The 19097-nt window shown below is 45.1% G+C and carries 17 protein-coding genes; 15 read left to right on the forward strand and 2 right to left on the reverse strand.

All coding sequences use genetic code 11. The features are described from left to right. Positions 1–69: 69 nt before the first annotated feature. Together glnD and map are read right to left on the reverse strand one after the other, a co-directional pair. Positions 70–2694, reverse strand: coding sequence for a bifunctional uridylyltransferase/uridylyl-removing protein GlnD (glnD, locus tag ACZ5ZC_RS21175; RefSeq protein WP_464932265.1), 2625 nt, complete (start codon positions 2692–2694; stop codon positions 70–72). A gap of 108 nt (positions 2695–2802) precedes the next feature. Next, a complete protein-coding gene (gene map / locus ACZ5ZC_RS21180; protein ID WP_005380326.1) occupies positions 2803–3681 on the reverse strand; it encodes a type I methionyl aminopeptidase in 879 nt (292 codons plus the stop codon). Positions 3682–4065: 384 nt separating this feature from the next. On the opposite strand from map, the gene rpsB reads away from it, so the two are divergent. The 15 genes from rpsB (at position 4066) to rnhB (ending at position 19022) form a co-directional block, all read left to right on the forward strand. Then, entirely contained in the window at positions 4066–4794 is a 729-nt protein-coding gene (rpsB, locus tag ACZ5ZC_RS21185) for a 30S ribosomal protein S2 (protein ID WP_012841501.1), read from the forward strand. A 132-nt stretch (positions 4795–4926) separates the two neighbouring features. After that, positions 4927–5772, forward strand: coding sequence for a translation elongation factor Ts (gene tsf, locus ACZ5ZC_RS21190; protein ID WP_012841502.1), 846 nt, complete (start codon positions 4927–4929; stop codon positions 5770–5772). Between the two features lie 147 nt (positions 5773–5919). Continuing rightward, a complete protein-coding gene (gene pyrH, locus ACZ5ZC_RS21195) occupies positions 5920–6645 on the forward strand; it encodes a UMP kinase (RefSeq protein WP_005380329.1) in 726 nt (241 codons plus the stop codon). A 99-nt stretch (positions 6646–6744) separates the two neighbouring features. Beyond that, the gene (frr, locus tag ACZ5ZC_RS21200; protein WP_005380330.1) at positions 6745–7302 is read left to right on the forward strand and encodes a ribosome recycling factor; all 558 of its coding nucleotides are present in this window, start codon (positions 6745–6747) and stop codon (positions 7300–7302) included. A 96-nt stretch (positions 7303–7398) separates the two neighbouring features. Next, positions 7399–8154 (forward strand): isoprenyl transferase, encoded by a 756-nt coding sequence (locus ACZ5ZC_RS21205; RefSeq protein ID WP_006741661.1) that lies wholly within the window; start codon positions 7399–7401, stop codon positions 8152–8154. 12 nt (positions 8155–8166) lie between these two features. Next, the gene (locus ACZ5ZC_RS21210) at positions 8167–9009 is read left to right on the forward strand and encodes a phosphatidate cytidylyltransferase (RefSeq protein WP_046875500.1); all 843 of its coding nucleotides are present in this window, start codon (positions 8167–8169) and stop codon (positions 9007–9009) included. 50 nt (positions 9010–9059) lie between these two features. Next, on the forward strand, positions 9060–10265 hold the full coding sequence (ispC, locus tag ACZ5ZC_RS21215; protein WP_054867186.1) for a 1-deoxy-D-xylulose-5-phosphate reductoisomerase: 1206 nt from the start codon (positions 9060–9062) through the stop codon (positions 10263–10265). After that, positions 10265–11623, forward strand: coding sequence for a sigma E protease regulator RseP (rseP, locus tag ACZ5ZC_RS21220; protein WP_054867187.1), 1359 nt, complete (start codon positions 10265–10267; stop codon positions 11621–11623). The genes ispC and rseP overlap by 1 nt, the downstream gene beginning before the upstream one ends. A 44-nt stretch (positions 11624–11667) precedes the next feature. Next, a complete protein-coding gene (gene bamA, locus ACZ5ZC_RS21225) occupies positions 11668–14082 on the forward strand; it encodes an outer membrane protein assembly factor BamA (RefSeq protein ID WP_006741664.1) in 2415 nt (804 codons plus the stop codon). Between the two features lie 13 nt (positions 14083–14095). After that, complete coding sequence (locus ACZ5ZC_RS21230; protein WP_005391804.1) at positions 14096–14605, forward strand: OmpH family outer membrane protein; 510 nt, start codon at positions 14096–14098, stop codon at positions 14603–14605. Positions 14606–14611: 6 nt separating this feature from the next. Beyond that, positions 14612–15643, forward strand: a complete 1032-nt coding sequence (lpxD, locus tag ACZ5ZC_RS21235) for a UDP-3-O-(3-hydroxymyristoyl)glucosamine N-acyltransferase (RefSeq protein WP_065645509.1) — start codon at positions 14612–14614, stop codon at positions 15641–15643. A gap of 232 nt (positions 15644–15875) precedes the next feature. Further along, a complete protein-coding gene (gene fabZ / locus ACZ5ZC_RS21240; RefSeq protein WP_005380349.1) occupies positions 15876–16328 on the forward strand; it encodes a 3-hydroxyacyl-ACP dehydratase FabZ in 453 nt (150 codons plus the stop codon). Position 16329: 1 nt separating this feature from the next. Next, entirely contained in the window at positions 16330–17118 is a 789-nt protein-coding gene (lpxA, locus tag ACZ5ZC_RS21245) for an acyl-ACP--UDP-N-acetylglucosamine O-acyltransferase (protein ID WP_054867189.1), read from the forward strand. A 119-nt stretch (positions 17119–17237) separates the two neighbouring features. Further along, positions 17238–18377, forward strand: coding sequence for a lipid-A-disaccharide synthase (gene lpxB, locus ACZ5ZC_RS21250; RefSeq protein WP_054867190.1), 1140 nt, complete (start codon positions 17238–17240; stop codon positions 18375–18377). 9 nt (positions 18378–18386) lie between these two features. Then, a complete protein-coding gene (rnhB, locus tag ACZ5ZC_RS21255; protein WP_054867191.1) occupies positions 18387–19022 on the forward strand; it encodes a ribonuclease HII in 636 nt (211 codons plus the stop codon). Positions 19023–19097 lie beyond the last annotated feature (75 nt).

The following is a 19097-nucleotide window of genomic DNA, read 5'->3' on the forward strand; positions in this document are numbered from 1 at the left end:
TTAGCCAAAATGCTTAACTTGTGGGCAAGATCGCTCTCGCCCTGAACCGAAAAGATTGGCAGGTTTGATCTAAGCAGCGACCTCATCAGATAACTTTTCGATCAATCTCTCTCTTAGCTCATCTTGTTGTTCTTCACTTAATCTTCCCCCTGCATCACTGGTTAAAATAAACAAGTCTTCTGCTCGCTCACCAATGGTGGTGATTTTTGCACCATGAAGGTTGATATTTAAATCAGCAAACGTACGGCCTACTTTGGCCAACAGCCCTGGTGTGTCTAGCGCGACAAACTCCATCAACGTGTGTTTTTTACCTTTGGTTGGTAAGAAGTCGACTTTGGTTTTCACATTAAAGTGCTGAAGTTTGTTCGGAGTACGGCGTGTTTTAATCTTGGTTGGTCGGCCCGCCTCTAGTACATGGGTGAGGTGCTTAATCACCGCGGCGTGACGAGACTCATCAATCGCTTCGCCATGTTGATCGAGCACCATAAAGGTATCAATCACGTGCCCATCTTTGCTGGTCATGATTTGCGCGTCGTGTACATTAAAATTACGCCTATCTAACTCCGCCACGACCGTCGCAAATAAAGCAGGCTGGTCTTTCGTGTATACAAACACCTCAGTGCCGCCACGAGTGGCTTTTTTACTGATCAACACCAAAGGCTTAGTCGGATCTTCCATGCGAAGTAAGTGTTCGCAGTGCCACGCGATTTGCGTATGGGTATGACGAAGGAAATAGTCAGCTTTAAAGCGCTGCCACAATACTTCAATTTCGCGCGCGGCAAAGCCCTCTTTGCGTAGCATTGCGGAGGCCATTTGTTGATTGTGGCGAATTCGCTCACGCACATCGACAGGATTCTCTAACCCTCTACGTAAAGCACGTTGTGTGGAGTAATACAGCTCTGCCAGTAAGGTTCGTTTCCAAGCATTCCAAAGTTCTGGGTTGGTTGCACAAATATCTGCAACTGTCAGGCACACAAGATAATCGAGAGATTCTTCGTCTCTGACTTTTTTGGCAAATTCGGTAATCACATCGGGATCATAAATGTCTCGGCGCTGTGCGGTGACGGACATTAATAGATGATGCCTTACCAACCAAGCGACAAGTTTGGCCTCGGGCTTTGATAAGCCATGCTCAATACAGAAGTCGTAAGCCTCACCTTCGCCTATAACAGAGTGATCGCCGCCACGCCCTTTACCGATATCGTGGAAAATAGCGGCAATAATCAGCAGTTCTTTCTTTTGCATCCGTGGGTAGACGTCACAACAAATAGGGTGCTTCGCATGATTGTCTGGGTCACTGAAGGTATTAATGTGTTTCAGTAAGCGAATACTGTGCTCATCAACCGTGTAGGCGTGGAATAAGTCAAACTGCATTTGACCAACTATTTGGCTCCATTGCGGTAAATAGGCCGCCATAACCCCTAATCGGTGCATTAGGCTGAATGCTTTATGCAGAGCATTAGGGTGACGACATAACGCCATGAACTTTTCACGCGCAGCAGGAATGGTGTGCAAAAACTTGTTGAGCCGACGGCGAGCGGTGCGCAGTTGACGTAGCGTTGGTGGGCTCACCCCTTCAATGGTTGAGTCGTTCGCGATATGTAAGAACATATCCAGAATAGTTTCTGGGCGAGCTTGAAACAATGCGGGTTTCCGCGCTTCAATCAAAGAGCCACGACGTTGGAAGTCGGCATCGAGAATCTCGGCACTTTCTGTCGCCCCACCATTAATGATCGCTTGATCAAAAAGTTTGAGTAGCATTTTATTGAGCTCTGCCACACGACGAAGTGTGCGGTAGAACTCTTTCATCATCATTTCTACGCCTCGGTTGCCTTCACCGACGTAGCCTAGATTTTCCGCAACTTGTGCTTGATGGGCAAAGGTCAAGCGGTTGTCATAGCGGCGAAGCTCCATGTGCAGAGCGAAACGCACTCGCCAAAGGAAGTCCTGACATTCAACCAATTCTCGGTATTCTGCGTCAGTTAAAAATCCGTATCGGCTCATTTCCAGCAATGACGTGGCACCAAAGTGACGTCGGGCGACCCAGCTTAATGTATGAATATCGCGCAGTCCGCCAGGGGTCGACTTAATGTCTGGTTCTAAGTTGTAGGTCGTATCGTGGTAACGGGCATGGCGTTCGCGCTGCTCTTTAATTTTCGCGCGGTAAAACGTTTCACTTGGCCAAAAGGAGTCTGATAATACGACTTTCTTCAGTGCCTGAAAGGTATCCTCGCTGCCACACAGTAGACGCGCTTCTTGAAGGTTTGTCGCGACGGTCAGATCGGCTTTACCAATTTCCGCACATTCGTTAACGGTGCGAACTGCGTGTCCGACCTCGAGTTTTAAATCCCACAACAGCGTAATGAATTCGCTGATTTTTGCTTCTAGCGCGGTCGGCAGCTTATTGTTCGACAGAATCAAAATATCGATATCGGAGAGCGGATGCAGCTCGCCACGCCCATAGCCACCTACGGCAACTAGGGAAATGTTGTAAATATCTTTGAAGCCAAAATGTTGCCACAAACGATTCAGAAGCAGATCCATGTATTCTGCCCTGGCTAAAACCAAGCTTGTTACCGGATGATGATTGAGAAACTCTTGGCTTTGATCGGAGCTAAATTTCTCTAACTCTTGTTTTAGTTCTCCGATATTGATTTGTTCATCGGAAAAGGTAAGAGGGGACTGAAGTGTCATATTTGCCATCCGTGCAAGCTAATCTAGTTACAATCTAACAAATTTGTGGCAGATAAAAAATATCCCCGCCGAAGCAGGGATATAGTAAACAACGAGTGGTCGTCAGCTTTACGCGTTTTTCATTAGGCGAGGAATTGTATCGTCGCTACGAAGCGTCAGTACTTCACAACCTTCTTTTGTTACAACAATGGTATGTTCCCATTGCGCAGAGTTCTTGCCGTCGCCTGTGTAAACGGTCCAATCGTCTTGAGCGTCAACAGAGCAACCAAATTTACCTGCGTTAATCATCGGCTCAATAGTAAAGCACATGCCTTCTTTTAGTACGCGGCGGTCTTTGTTCTTGTAATGAACCACTTGTGGTTCTTCATGGAACTCATCGCCGATACCGTGGCCACAGAAGTCTTTCACAATAGAAAACTTGTTGCGAGGGTTGTTTTTGTTGTTCTCTTTGATGTATTTCTCGATAGCTGTACCGATGTCACCAACCGTTGAACCTGGCTTAACGGTACGCATACCAACATACAGTGCTTCTTGAGCTACCATGCACAGACGTTTGTTTGCAGGTGAAACATCACCGACTAGGAACATCTTAGAAGTGTCACCATGGTAACCCTGAGGACGCACGCTCAGATCCGCATTTTCGTCATTTGGAACGATTACGGTAATATCAACGTTTAAGATGTCGCCATCTTTTAGTACCGCTGGCTTCATTTGACCGTTGCTACCGATTTCGTCTTTTTCTGCTGGAATACCGTGGCATACGATATGGTTGATTGAAGTACAAATCGACTTAGGGAAACCATGGTAATCAAGCGGAGCAGAGTATGCGCCTTTTTCTAGAGCGTACTCATGACAGATTTTGTTCAACTCTTCTGTCGTCACACCAACTTTGATGTGTGGTTCGATCATTTCTAGAATCTCTGCGGCCAGTTTGCCCGCAATGCGCATGCGTTCTATTTCTTCAGCAGTTTTAATCTTGATTGACATTGGCTTTCTCTACTTATTCCTAAGCACGTAAACGTGCGAATGGCCGCATTCTATCAGACATCGGGGTGTTAACCCAAGTTAGATAGGAATATGCATCATTCTTAATTCGATCGTATGTTTAAAGTTTTGCTTATAAATAGGAGAAAGTGGCACGGTGAAGAAATAATTTTTACTAGCCACAGTGAGCTAAAATATGGTATAAAGCGCGCCGGAATAGAGGACTGTTCTCTTCGTTTAGCAAAGCTAAGCGGCGAAGCAAGCTTCATCCGAATAACCTTTTATCTTTAAATCACACACATTCCGTCACATATTCCGGGGTGCTGAGCAGAAGCTTGGTCGGAGTTATGGGGAATGTGGAGGCCTAACCCCATAGAGGAATTTAAAATGGCAACTGTATCAATGCGCGATATGCTAAAAGCTGGTGTTCACTTCGGTCACCAGACTCGTTACTGGAACCCAAAAATGAAGCCATTCATCTTTGGCGCTCGTAACAAAGTTCATATCATCAACCTAGAAAAAACTGTACCAATGTTCAACGACGCTCTAGCTGAACTAGCTAAAGTTGGCGAGAAGAAAGGTAAAGTTCTATTCGTAGGTACTAAGCGCGCTGCATCTGAAGCTGTTAAAGAAGCTGCAATCGCAAGCAACCAGTTTTACGTAAACAACCGCTGGTTAGGCGGTATGCTTACAAACTACAAAACAGTTCGTCAGTCTATCAAGCGTCTAAAAGATCTAGAGACTCAATCTCAAGACGGTACTTTTGACAAACTAACTAAGAAAGAAGCTCTAATGCGTACTCGCGAAATGGAGAAGCTAGAGAAATCTCTTGGTGGTATCAAAGACATGGGCGGCCTACCAGACGCTCTATTCGTAATCGACGCTGATCACGAACACATTGCAATTAAAGAAGCTAACAACCTAGGTATTCCAGTATACGCTGTGGTAGATACTAACTCTAACCCAGACGGCGTTGACTACGTAATCCCAGGTAACGACGACGCGATCCGCGCTGTACAGCTATACCTGAACGCTGCTGCTTCAGCAGTATCTGAAGGTCGTAACAAAGACGTAGCTGCAGTTGCTGAAAAAGACGGTTTCGTAGAAGCTGAATAATAGCGGCTCTGTGTCACACTTGGTCTATGTGAAACCTTTGTGTAGCATAAACTAAGTTATAGTTAGCAATGGGGGCCGACAATGTTAGGCCCCTGTTTTTTACCTTATTTCGAATCAAACGAGGAATACAGAATGGCAACTGTAACTGCTGCTCTAGTTAAAGAACTTCGCGAGCGTACTGGCGCTGGCATGATGGAATGTAAGAAAGCGCTTGTAGAAGCAAACGCTGACATCGAACTAGCAATTGAAAACATGCGTAAATCTGGCGCAGCGAAAGCAGCTAAGAAAGCTGGTAACGTTGCAGCTGAAGGCGCAATCATCATCAAAGAAGAAAACGGCGTTGCTGTTCTTCTTGAAGTTAACTGCCAAACTGACTTCGTTGCTAAAGACGGTAACTTCACTGCATTCGCAGAAGAAGTTGCAGCTGCAGCTCTAGCTTCAAAAGCGACTGTTGAAGAGCTACAAGCACAATTCGAAGACGCACGTGTAGCTCTTGTAGCTAAAATCGGTGAAAACATCACTATCCGTCGCGTAGAATACGTTCAAGGCACTGCAATTGCTTCTTACCGTCACGGTGAGAAAATCGGTGTTGTTGTTGCTGGTGAAGGCGACGCAGAAACTCTTAAGCACGTTGCAATGCACGTTGCTGCTTCTAAGCCTGAGTTCGTTAACCCAGAAGACGTACCAGCTGACGTAGTAGAAAAAGAGAAAGCGGTTCAAGTTGAAATCGCAATGAACGAAGGCAAGCCTGCTGAAATCGCTGAGAAGATGGTTGTTGGCCGCATGAAGAAATTCACTGGCGAGATCTCTCTAACAGGTCAAGCTTTCATCATGGAACCTAAGAAAACTGTAGGTGAAATGCTGAAAGAAAAAGGCGCTTCAGTTTCTACATTCGTTCGCCTAGAAGTAGGTGAAGGTATCGAGAAGAAAGAAGAAATGAGCTTCGCTGAAGAAGTTGCTGCAGCTCAAAAAGGTTAATCCTTAGAGACTGTATAAAGATTAGACCGTAGCCTTGGCTGCGGTCTTTTTATGAGCAGTGAACGATTAGCCGTGATGAATAGCCATAACTGAATTTGTGTCTATTCATGACTGTTAATCAACAACTCTCTTTGGAAGGTAAACTCCATGACTACGAACCCTAAACCAGCGTATCAACGTATTCTATTAAAACTGAGTGGTGAAGCTCTTCAAGGTGAAGACGGTTTTGGTATTGATCCTGCGGTCCTTGATCGCATGGCACAAGAAGTGAAAGAACTGGTTGAACTGGGTGTTCAGGTTGGTGTAGTTATCGGTGGCGGTAACTTGTTCCGTGGTGCAGGCCTTGCTGAAGCTGGTATGAACCGCGTAGTTGGTGACCACATGGGTATGCTTGCTACAGTAATGAATGGCCTAGCGATGCGCGATGCTCTTCACCGTGCATACGTGAATGCGCGCGTTATGTCTGCCATTCCTCTAAAAGGCGTATGTGACGACTATAATTGGGCTGATGCGATCCGTGAGCTTCGCCAAGGCCGTGTTGTCATCTTCTCTGCTGGTACGGGTAACCCGTTCTTTACAACGGATTCTGCTGCTTGCCTACGTGGTATTGAAATCGAAGCGGATGTTGTACTAAAAGCGACGAAAGTTGATGGTGTATTTACTGCTGACCCTGTAGCAAACCCAGACGCAGAGCTGTATGATAAGCTATCTTACGCAGAAGTTCTGGATAAAGAGCTGAAAGTGATGGACTTGGCGGCGTTTACGCTAGCTCGTGACCACAAAATGCCAATCCGCGTATTTAACATGAACAAGCCAGGCGCACTACGTCGCGTGGTTATGGGCGAAGCAGAAGGCACGCTAATCAACGAATAAGCTTGTCCCAAGGTGCCACCCAAAGCGTTAGGGTGGCGTTTGCTTTGCTCAACCGTTTTAGGCTTTCTTCAGGAAAGATGACATTTTTAAGGTGAAACTGTGATTAACGAAATCAAAAAAGACGCGCAAGAGCGCATGGATAAAAGCGTTGAAGCGCTTAAGAACAACCTTTCTAAAATTCGTACAGGTCGTGCACACCCAAGCCTACTATCTGGTATTTCTGTAGAATACTACGGTGCAGCAACACCTCTAAACCAAGTAGCAAACGTTATTGCTGAAGATGCACGTACACTTGCAATCACGGTTTTCGATAAAGAGCTGACGCCGAAAGTAGAAAAAGCGATCATGACGTCTGACCTTGGTCTAAACCCTATGTCAGCTGGCACTATCATCCGCGTTCCACTTCCACCGCTAACGGAAGAACGTCGTAAAGACCTAGTTAAGATCGTTCGTGGTGAAGCTGAAGGTGGGCGTGTTGCTGTTCGTAACATCCGTCGTGACGCAAACAACGATCTAAAAGCGCTTCTAAAAGATAAAGAAATCTCTGAAGATGAAGATCGTAAAGCACAAGACGAAATTCAAAAGCTAACTGACGTTGCAGTTAAGAAGATCGATGAAGTTCTTGCTGCAAAAGAAAAAGAGTTGATGGAAGTTTAATACTCCCACACACATCACTGTTGGAAAACGCTGTGCTCACAGCTCAGCGTTTTTTTATGTTAGTCTATCCAACTGATGGAACTCAATTAACTCCCTATGCAAAATTCTCAAGCCTTCTCTGATTCCCTTCCTAAGCATATTGCCATCATTATGGACGGTAATGGCCGTTGGGCTAAGTCCAAAGGAAAACCTCGCGTATTTGGTCACAAAAAAGGCGTTAATGCCGTTCGTAAGACTGTGGCTGCTGCTTCAAAGCTTGGTATTAAAGCCATGACGCTATTTGCTTTTAGTAGTGAAAACTGGCGTCGTCCGGAGGAAGAAGTGGGTCTTTTGATGGAACTGTTTATCACGGTCCTGTCTAGTGAAGTAAAAAAACTACACAAAAATAATTTACGGTTGCGCGTGATCGGTGATACCAGTCGATTTAGTGAGCGTCTACAAAAGAAGATTGTAGAAGCTGAAAATCTAACGGCAGGTAACACGGGGATGGTGATCAACATTGCAGCCAATTATGGCGGTAAATGGGACATCACAGAAGCGGCCAAAACGTTAGCGTTAAAAGCACGTAACGGTGAGATTCGTGTAGAGGATATCAATGAGCAGCTAATCACTGAGCATTTGACCATGGCAGACTTACCTGAAGTGGATCTTTTGATTCGTACCAGTGGAGAGTGTCGCATCAGCAACTTTATGTTGTGGCAAATGGCTTATGCAGAAATGTACTTTACACCCGAGTATTGGCCGGAATTCGACGAAGACAGCTTAGTTGAAGCTGTAACTTGGTTTATCAATCGAGAACGTCGTTTTGGCTGTACAGGTGAACAAATAAAGGCATTGATGGCAGCTCAATAAGGACTAGTTAGTTTGAAACAGAGAATAATAACAGCACTAATTTTAGCTCCCCTGGTTATTTTAGGCATTTTTAAATTACCCCTAATGGGCTTTATTGCCGCTTTAACTGCAATTACGCTATTAGGTTTTTGGGAGTGGACTCAATTTACAGGAAGCAACTCTCGCTTTGCTGCCCTCGTTCCGGCAGTCATTGTTACTGGACTTAGTTTTCTATATATTTCGCCTGACGCACATAGCCTCAACCATTTAGCAACGCCTCATTATGTTGTGCTGGGCCTTGGTTTTGTTTGGTGGATTATTGCTAGCTTAATGGCGATTACTTATCCCAAAACGACGAAATCTTGGCAAAATAATTTTGTTTTACGCCATGTGTTTGGTTTTCTGACATTAATTCCATTCCTTTGGAGTGTAGTTATTCTTAGAGCTCATGACATTACGGTAGATCCATACCACGGAGCAAAGCTCGTGTTATACGTTTGTTTCTTGGTATGGGCTGCAGATAGCGGTGCTTACTTTGCAGGCAAAAGCTTAGGCAAACGCAAGATGGCGCCACATGTCAGTCCGAATAAAACCATTGAAGGGCTTATTGGCGGCATTATCACGGCATTGATCGTGGCGTGGGCATTTGCTGATTGGTTCGATATTCAGTTCACCAGTCCTGTACATATGGTGTTGATTACGTTGGTTACTGTTGTTATATCAGTGCTCGGCGATCTGGTGGAAAGTATGTTCAAGCGTGTCTCAGGCATTAAAGACAGCAGCAACATTATCCCAGGACATGGCGGTGTGCTCGATCGTATTGACAGCCTAACCGCAGCATTCCCAGTTTTTGCTCTTCTTTACTACGTATTCTAATTTATCAGGAGCGGCATTGTCGCTCCTGAGCTTTCTAACGGTCTTACAACATGCAAAAGTTAACGATTCTTGGTGCTACTGGATCCATTGGTGCAAGCACGCTTAAAGTGGTCGAACAAAACCCAGAGCTGTTTTCTGTCGTTGCCTTAGCGGCAAGCACCAACGTTGAAAAGATGATCGGGCTATGTCGTCAGTGGCAACCTAAATACGCGGTCATGGCGGACAAAGCCGCAGCGGTTCAACTCCAATCTGAGTTACATTTGGTTTCTCCAAACACCGAAGTATTAGGTGGTGTGGATGCTCTATGCCATATTGCTTCATTGGACGAAGTTGACAGTGTGATGGCTGCTATTGTCGGAGCGGCTGGTCTACTGCCTACCATGGCTGCTGTGAAAGCTGGTAAGCGAGTATTGTTGGCAAATAAAGAAGCGCTGGTAATGTCAGGCCAGTTATTTATTGATGCCGTAGAAGAGTTTGGTGCGGAGCTACTTCCCGTCGATAGTGAACACAATGCTATTTTCCAATGCTTACCACAGCAAGTACAAACCAATTTAGGTCGTTGTAATTTACAAGAACATGGCATTTCTCATATTTTGCTGACTGGTTCTGGTGGTCCTTTCCGTTACACTGACATCGCAGAACTGGAAAAGGTGACTCCTGAACAGGCAATCGCTCATCCAAACTGGTCGATGGGACCAAAGATTTCCGTTGACTCAGCCACGATGATGAACAAAGGCCTAGAGTATATCGAAGCTAAATGGTTGTTTAATGCGGCTCGCGAGCAGCTAAAGGTTATTATTCATCCGCAGTCTGTTATTCATTCAATGGTTCAATACCGCGATGGTTCGGTTTTGGCACAAATGGGTGAGCCGGATATGGCGACCCCTATTGCACTGACTATGTCATACCCATCAAGAGTTGAAGCTGGGGTTAAGCCACTAGACTTCACGCAAATTGGCGAATTGACGTTTTTGCAACCTGATTTTGCTCGTTACCCATGTTTAAAACTAGCAATTGACGCTTGTTATGAAGGTCAACATGCAACAACGGCACTGAATGCAGCGAATGAAGTCGCTGTTGATGCATTTTTAAATAACAGCCTAGGTTTTACGGATATCGCTCGCATCAATGAGTCTGTGTTGAATAAAATCAATGCAAGCTGCAAAGCTGAGAATGCGAATAGCTTGGAAAGCTTGTTAGAGCTAGATAGAATGGCACGAATTATTGCCCTAGAAACCATACGCGAGCGTATCTGATGACTGGTATATTGTGGAATCTCATTTCTTTTATCGTCGCACTGGGCATTCTTGTCGCTGTGCACGAGTTTGGGCACTTTTGGGTTGCTCGCCGTTGCGGCGTGAAAGTTGAAAAGTTTTCAATCGGTTTCGGTAAGTCTATCTGGAGTAAGGTAGGCAAAGACGGAACGGAGTACAGCATCTCAATGATCCCTCTCGGCGGCTATGTAAAAATGGTTGATAGCCGTGTTGATGAGGTGCCAGAACATGAGAAGCACTTAGCGTTTGATAAGAAGCCGCTATGGAAGCGAACCTCTATTGTTGCGGCAGGCCCTATCTTTAACTTCCTTTTCGCAATCTTCGCCTATTGGCTCGTATTTCTTATTGGTATCCCAGCAGTTAAGCCAGTAATTGGTGAAGTTACGCCCAATTCGATCGTCGCAGAAGCCGGAATTGAATCTGGAATGGAACTTAAATCTATATCTGGTATCAAAACTCCGGATTGGGAATCGGTAAATATGGGATTGATTTCTCATATTGGCGATGATTTGATGACAGTAACACTGACGTCAGCGAATGAAGTTGGTTCAGAAATAACGAAAACGCTCGATCTGCGCGAATGGGAGTTCGACCCTGAAACTCAGTCTGCGATGCAGTCATTAGGTTTTGCGCCGTATACACCGGAGGTGTATCGCGTTATCGAACAGGTTTCGCAAGGTGGAGCGGCGGAAAAAGCAGGTGTGCTTCCAGGTGATGAGATTGTCGCTATTGGTGAACAACGCGTCACGGAGTGGAAGCAAGTTGTTGAAGCGGTTCGCTCTAATCCTGATACACCGATTGAATTAACGGTATTGCGTCAGGGCTATGAGCAAACATTAACGCTGACGCCAGGTAGCCGTGAGCTAGCTAACAAAGAAGTCGTTGGTTTTGCAGGTATTGCACCTAAAGTCGCAGAATGGCCAGAAAGTTATCGCTTCGACCTTCAGTTTGGTGTATTCGAGTCAGTAGGTAAGGCGGTAGACAAAACCGGCCAAGTCATTGGCTTGACAATCAGCATGCTTAAGAAACTGATTGTTGGTGACGTTGGTCTGAATAATCTGAGTGGTCCAATATCAATAGCCAAAGGCGCAGGTGCGACGGCTGATTATGGCTTGGTCTACTTTTTAGGTTTTCTCGCTCTAATTAGTGTTAACCTAGGTATTATTAATCTCGTTCCTTTACCAATGTTGGATGGCGGTCATTTGTTGTTTTTTGCAATTGAAGCAGTCATTCGACGTCCCGTTCCTGAGAGAGTGCAGGAAATGGGTTTTAGAATTGGTGGTGCGATCATCTTCTCGCTCATGGCGTTAGCGCTATTTAATGATTTTACTCGTCTGTGATAGTTCAGAGACAAAAGCAGTAGCAAGGAATAATTAGAACAAGTATGGCGATTAAGCGAATTCTATTTGCAAGTTTACTGGCGACCAGTGTATCTGCAAATGGAGCAGAGAACTTCGTAGTTCAAGATATTGAAATCGATGGATTGCAGCGTGTAGCACTGGGTGCTGCGTTGTTGAAAATGCCTGTACGTGTCGGTGATACCATTGGCCAAGGCGATGTTGCAGAGATTATCCGTGCACTGTATGCATCTGGTAACTTTGAAGATGTGAAAGTGTTACGTGACGGCGGCGTTCTGATGGTTCAAGTCAAAGAACGTCCTACCATTGCCAGCATCTCATTTTCTGGTAACAAAGCAATCAAGGACGAGCAGCTACAAGAAAACCTGAACGCATCTGGCGTTCGTGAAGGCGAAGCGCTTGACCGCACCACGCTAAGCAACATTGAAAAAGGCTTAGAAGACTTTTACTACAGCGTAGGTAAATACAACGCCACAGTAAAAGCTGTGGTGACTCCACTGCCACGTAACCGTTCTGACCTAAAGTTTGTCTTTACTGAAGGCGTGTCGGCAAAAATTCAGCAAATCAATTTTATCGGCAATGAAGTTTTCAGCGATGAGGACCTTCTTTCTCGTTTTAACTTGAATGTTGATGTGCCGTGGTGGAATTTCCTGTCTGACGAAAAGTACCAAAAACAAGTGCTTGCAGGTGATATTGAAGCGCTCAAATCATTCTATCTGGACCGCGGTTACTTAAAATTTAACGTTGATTCGACACAAGTTGCAATCTCTCCTGACAAGAAAGGGGTATACATTACTCTTGGCTTAGAAGAGGGAGAGGTTTATACCGTCAAGGATGTAAAGTTCCGTGGTGATTTGATTGGTGAGGAAGCGACGTTCGAACGACTTGTACCATTTGAAGACAATGAGACGTACAACGGCTCGTTGGTCACTTCAATGGAAGAGGGTATTAAACGTGTGCTTGGTGAGTCCGGCTACGCTTATCCTCAAGTGAATACCATTCCTGAGTTTGACGACGAGAATCAAGAAGTTTCTTTGGTCGTTAACGTAGATCCGGGTAACCGAATTTATGTTCGTGACATTCGCTTCACGGGTAATAACTCAACCAAAGATGAAGTCCTTCGTCGTGAAATGCGTCAGATGGAAGGCAGTTGGTTAAACTCGAAATCGATTGAAACGGGTAAAACTCGTCTAAATCGTTTGGGCTACTTTGAAAATGTTGAAGTACAGACGGTTCGAGTTCCTGGTAGTGATGATCAAGTTGACCTAGTTTACTCTGTCAAAGAAGCAAACTCTGGTAGCGTTAACTTCGGTGTTGGCTACGGCACAGAATCGGGTGTGAGCTTCCAGGTTGGCCTGCAACAAGATAACTTCATTGGTAGTGGTAACCGTGTTGGTATCAACGCGATGATGAATGACTACCAGAAAAACATCAGTCTTGATTACCGTGATCCGTACTGGAACTTAGACGGTGTAAGCTTGGGTGGTAAGGTTTTCTATAACGAATTTGAAGCGAAAGAAGCCAATATCGTTGACTATACCAACGAAAGCTATGGCGCGAGCTTAACGTGGGGCTTCCCATTCGATGAGTTGAACCGTTTTGAATTCGGTGTCGGTTATACGCACAACAAGATCGGTAACTTATCGCCTTACTTGCAGGTAGAGCAGTTCTTACGAGCACAAGCAGACAACATTGATTCTAGTGGAGCGTTGAACACAAACGACTTCGACTTCAATATCTCTTGGACACGTAATAACTTAAACCGTGGCTATTTCCCAACAGCAGGTAACCATCAACGTGCATTCTATAAAATGACCGTACCTGGCTCTGACGTTCAATATTTCAAAATGCAGTACGATGTTCGTCAGTATGTGCCATTGACTAAAAAGCACGAGTTTACCCTCTTGTTCCGTGGCCGCTTAGGTTACGGTAATGGTTACGGTCAAACGGATGGTAACGATAACTTGTTCCCATTCTACGAAAACTACTACGCAGGTGGCTTTACATCGCTTCGTGGCTTTGGCTCAAACTCTGTTGGTCCTAAAGCGGTTTACCGTGATACATCTGGTTCAAACAATGGCGCAGATACAGCAACAGATGACTCTGTTGGTGGTAACGCCGTAGCGCTAGCAAGTGTTGAGTTGATTGTCCCAACACCATTTGCATCAGAAGAAGTACAAAACCAAATTCGTACCAGTATCTTCTTTGATATGGCAAGTGTTTGGGATACGGAGTTTGACTACCGCGATTCAGGTGCGGAATATGGTGACCGTTACTACTACGATTACTCAGATCCAACCAACTACCGCTCTTCTTACGGTGCGGCGTTGCAGTGGATGTCTCCAATGGGGCCACTAGTCTTCTCACTAGCGAAACCAATTAAGAAATTTGATGGCGATGATGAAGAGTTCTTCACATTCACTATCGGTAGAACTTTCTAAAGAGGAAAATATTTTGAATAAAATGATCAAAGCGGCTGGGATTGGCCTTCTTGTACTGAGCTCTTCAATGTTTGCAAATGCGGCAGAAGCTGCACAGAAAATTGCTTACGTAAATACAGCTCAAGTTTTCCAAGCTCTTCCTCAACGTGAAGTTGTACTACAAAAAATGCAGAAAGACTTCAAAAGCAAAGCTGATGAACTGAAGTCAATCCAAGCACAAGCTAAAACAAAGATTGAAAAGCTACAACGTGACGGTGAGCTTTTGGGTCAAGACGAAGTTGAAAAGCTACGTATCGATATCGCGAAGCTAGACAGCGAGTACAAAGTGAAAGCACAAGCACTTGAAAAAGCAAGTGCGCGTCGTGAAGCTGAAGAAAAAGCGAAGCTTTTCAAAACGATTCAAGATGCAGTTAAGAAAGTCGCAGACAAAAATGGTTACGATCTTGTGATTGATATCTCTGCTTTGCAGTACGGCAAGCCAGAATACAATATCTCTGAAGACGTAATTAAAGCTCTAAAATAAGAAGTTATGAAGACATTAACATTAGCCGAATTGGCGACAATTACCGGGGGTGAGCTGTTTGGTGACGAGTCTCTCGTTGTAAGCCGTGTTGCCCCAATGGATAAAGCACAAGAAGGTGATGTAACCTTCTTGTCTAACCCAAAATACGCAAAACACCTTTCTGAGTGCCAAGCTACCGTTGTTATGGTAAAGGCTGAGCATAAAGAGCAATGCGTTGGAAACGCGCTAGTGGTTTCGGACCCTTATGTCGCATTTGCTCGTGTGGTCCAAGCGATGGATACCACACCAAAACCGGCAGACGATATTGCACCAAGTGCAGTGATTGCCGCTGACGTTAAGATGGGTGAGAACGTTACAATCGGCGCTAACGCCGTGATTGAAACGGGCGTGGAACTCGGCGACAACGTAAGCGTTGGCGCTGGTTGTTTTATCGGTAAGAACGCCAAGCTAGGGAATAACACCAAGCTTTGGGCTAATGTCACTATCTATCATGAAGTGTCATTGGGTGATGACTGTCTTGTTCAATCGGGCACCGTCATTGGCTCTGATGGCTTCGGTTATGCGAATGACAAAGGCGAGTGGATTAAAATTCCTCAGCTTGGTTCAGTGCGTATCGGTAACCGCGTTGAGATTGGTGCTTGTACTACGATTGACCGCGGTGCACTCGAAGATACTATCATTGAAGACAATGTCATTCTGGATAACCAACTTCAAATCGCGCACAACGTGCAGATCGGATATGGTACCGTGATGCCTGGTGGTACTATTGTCGCGGGCAGTACAAAAATTGGTAAGTACTGCCAGATTGGCGGCGCGTCTGTTCTGAATGGCCATATCACTATCGCAGATGGTGTGGCGATTACAGGTATGGGCATGGTAATGCGCAGTATCGAAGAAAAAGGCCTTTACTCATCAGGTATTCCACTACAAACGAACAGAGAGTGGCGTAAAACTGCAACTCGAGTTCACCGTATTGATGAGATGAATAAGCGCCTGAAAGCGGTTGAAAAACAGCTGGAACAGAAAGAAGAAATTTAGAACAAGTTATCTTTCGCTCTGTATTTAACGTGAAAGCTAACAGGCTCTAGTTCCATATTCTGTACGAAGACTCGCGAAATGCGGGTCTTTTTCTTCTATAATGACGCGCTCTAAGTAGATTTAACTCCAAGATGGTGCGTATTTTGCTAGTATATTGCAAAGCGATTCGGCTTTACGACCTGTTGCCACGTTTGCCATCTTGGCGGCAAAAAATTGATATAGGAAGACGACTTTGACTACTGAAAAGAAAACGATGAACATCTCTGAAATTCAAGAGCTACTACCTCATCGCTACCCATTCTTATTGATCGACCGAGTGATAGACTTCCAAGAAGAGAAGTACCTTCACGCGATTAAAAACGTGTCGGTTAACGAACCTCAGTTCACAGGTCACTTTCCTCAACTACCAGTATTCCCAGGTGTTTTGATTTTAGAAGCAATGGCTCAGGCAACAGGCTTACTTGCATTTAAATCATTTGGTGCACCAACAGAAAATGAACTGTACTACTTTGCAAGCGTAGACGGCGCGAAATTCCGTAAACCAGTGGTTCCGGGCGACCAATTGGTTATTGAGGTAGAATTTCTGAAAGAACGTCGCGGCATTGCTGCATTTAGCGGTGTAGCAAAAGTTGACGGCGAAGTGGTATGTTCTGCAGAACTGAAGTGTGCTCGTCGAGAGTTTTAATATGATTCATGAAACCGCTAAAATCCACCCGGCAGCGGTGGTAGAAGAGGGCGCCAAAATTGGTGCTAACGTAACAGTAGGTCCTTTTACGTACATCACCTCTACGGTTGAAATTGGTGAAGGCACAGAAGTGATGTCTCACGTTGTGATCAAAGGTCACACGACTATTGGCAAAGATAACCGTATTTTCCCGCATGCTGTCATTGGCGAAGAAAACCAAGACAAAAAATACGGTGGTGAAGACACAACTGTGGTTATCGGTGATCGTAACGTCATTCGTGAAGCGGTCCAAGTTCACCGCGGCACAGTGCAGGACAAAGCAAGCACGATCATTGGTGATGATAACTTATTGTGTGTGAATGCACACGTTGCGCATGATGTTGTTATTGGTAACCACACTCATATCGGTAATAACTCGATTCTTGGTGGTCACGTTACTGTTGAAGATTATGCCGGTGTGATGGCACTGTCTGCGATTCACCCGTTTTGTACAGTGGGCGCTTACGCGTACATTGGCGGCTGCTCAGCAGTGGTGCAAGATGTCCCTGCTTACGTACTCGCGCAAGGCAACCACGCGACTCCTTTCGGCTTGAACCTTGTTGGCTTGAAGCGTAACGGCTTTGAGAAACCAGAGATTCGTGCGCTGCAAAAAGCGTATAAAGAAATCTATCGTTCAGGTAAGACGCTAGAAGAAGTGAAGCCTATTCTGGCTGAAATGGCTCAAGAGTGGCCGGCTGTGAAGCGTTTCTCAGATATTCTGGAAACGACGGAACGTGGCATTATTCGTTAATTGGCGAATGAAGCAATAAATAAAAAGATCGTGACCGAATTTGAGGTTACGATCTTTTTGTGTTTTATGGATAAGGCAAACCGTTATCCATAGCGCACAGGAAAAATAGCGAAGTAGATATGGAAAGACCATTACGTATTGGCATCATTGCCGGAGAATTGTCTGGCGATACGCTAGGTGAAGGCTTTATCAAAGCAGTAAAGCAGCAATATCCAGACGCAGAGTTCGTAGGTATTGGCGGTCCGAAAATGATAGCCCAAGGTTGCGAGTCTCTGTTTGATATGGAAGAGCTTGCGGTGATGGGGTTAGTCGAGGTTTTAGGCCGCTTACCGAGACTTCTTAAAGTGAAAGCTGAGCTCGTTCAGTATTTTACTCAGAATCCGCCTGATGTTTTCATCGGGATCGATGCTCCTGACTTCAACTTACGTCTAGAACTTGACCTCAAGCAAGCGGGCATTAAAACCGTTCATTACGTGAGTCCGTCTGTTTGGGCTTGGCGTCAGAAGCGCATCTTTAAAATAGAAGCGGCAACGAACTTGGTGCTAGCATTTCTTCCGTTTGAGAAAGCGTTCTACGACAAATTTAATGTACCTTGCGAGTTCATTGGTCATACCTTGGCTGATTCCATCCCACTTGAATCAGAACAAGCGCCTGCACGTGAGTTGCTTGGTTTAGAACAAGATAAAAAGTGGCTTGCTGTCCTGCCAGGCAGTCGTGGTAGCGAGTTAAAAATGCTCTCTGAGCCATTTATTGAAACCTGCAAGTTACTTCATAAAAAATTTCCAGACTTGGGGTTTGTTGTCGCACTTGTTAATCAAAAACGCCGTGAGCAGTTTGAACAAGCATGGAAAGAGCTCGCACCAGAGTTGGACTTCAAGTTAGTTGATGACACCGCACGTAACGTCATCACCGCATCCGATGCCGTGATGCTGGCCTCTGGTACCGTAGCGTTGGAGTGTATGCTTCTCAAGCGTCCAATGGTGGTGGGTTATCGTGTGAATGCATTTACCGCTTTCTTGGCTAAATGTTTATTGAAAACGAAGTATGTGTCATTGCCGAATATCTTGGCGGATGATGAGCTCGTCAAAGAATATCTACAAGATGAATGCACACCAGACAATTTGTTTACTGAGGTTTCTCGCTTATTGGAAAGCGACAATAAACCGATGTTAGATAAGTTTACGGAAATGCATCATTGGATCCGTAAAGATGCGGATCAACAAGCCGCAAACGCGGTTCTAAAACTGATTGAAAAATAGAGATTTATCATGGCTGTTAAACCAAAAGCGACCAAAACCAAAGTTGAACTCCCTCCGTTTGAATATCCGCAAGGTTATCAGCTTGTGGCCGGAGTCGACGAGGTAGGACGTGGCCCTTTGGTGGGAGACGTCGTCACCGCTGCGGTTATCCTTGATCCTAACAATCCTATTGAAGGGTTGAACGATTCAAAAAAATTGACCGAAAAGAAACGCATGGCGCTGCTTCCTGAAATTAAAGAAAAAGCATTGGCGTGGGCGGTCGGGCGCTGTTCTCCTGAAGAAATTGATCAACTGAATATTTTGCAGTCGACCATGGTTGCGATGCAGCGTGCAGTGGCGGGGTTACAGGTTCAACCTGATTTGGTGTTGATTGATGGTAACCGTTGTCCAGAGCTGCCAATGGATGCTCAAGCTGTAGTAAAAGGCGATCTACGCGTTGCCGAAATCAGTGCGGCTTCCATTATTGCCAAAGTCGTGCGTGACCAAGAGATGGAAGAGTTGGATAAACTTCATCCACAATTTGGCTTCGCCAAGCACAAAGGTTATCCAACTAAAGCGCACTTTGAAGCGATTGAGCAACACGGAGTGATCAGTGAACACCGAAAGAGTTTCAAGCCAGTAAAAAAAGCGTTAGGCATAGAATAATCAAACGATCTAATTGGTGTTATAAACCCAACCTCTTTAGGTTAGAATCCCCAACAAAATAGAGTTACACGGTAC

This window comes from Vibrio sp. JCM 18905, assembly GCF_055393305.1.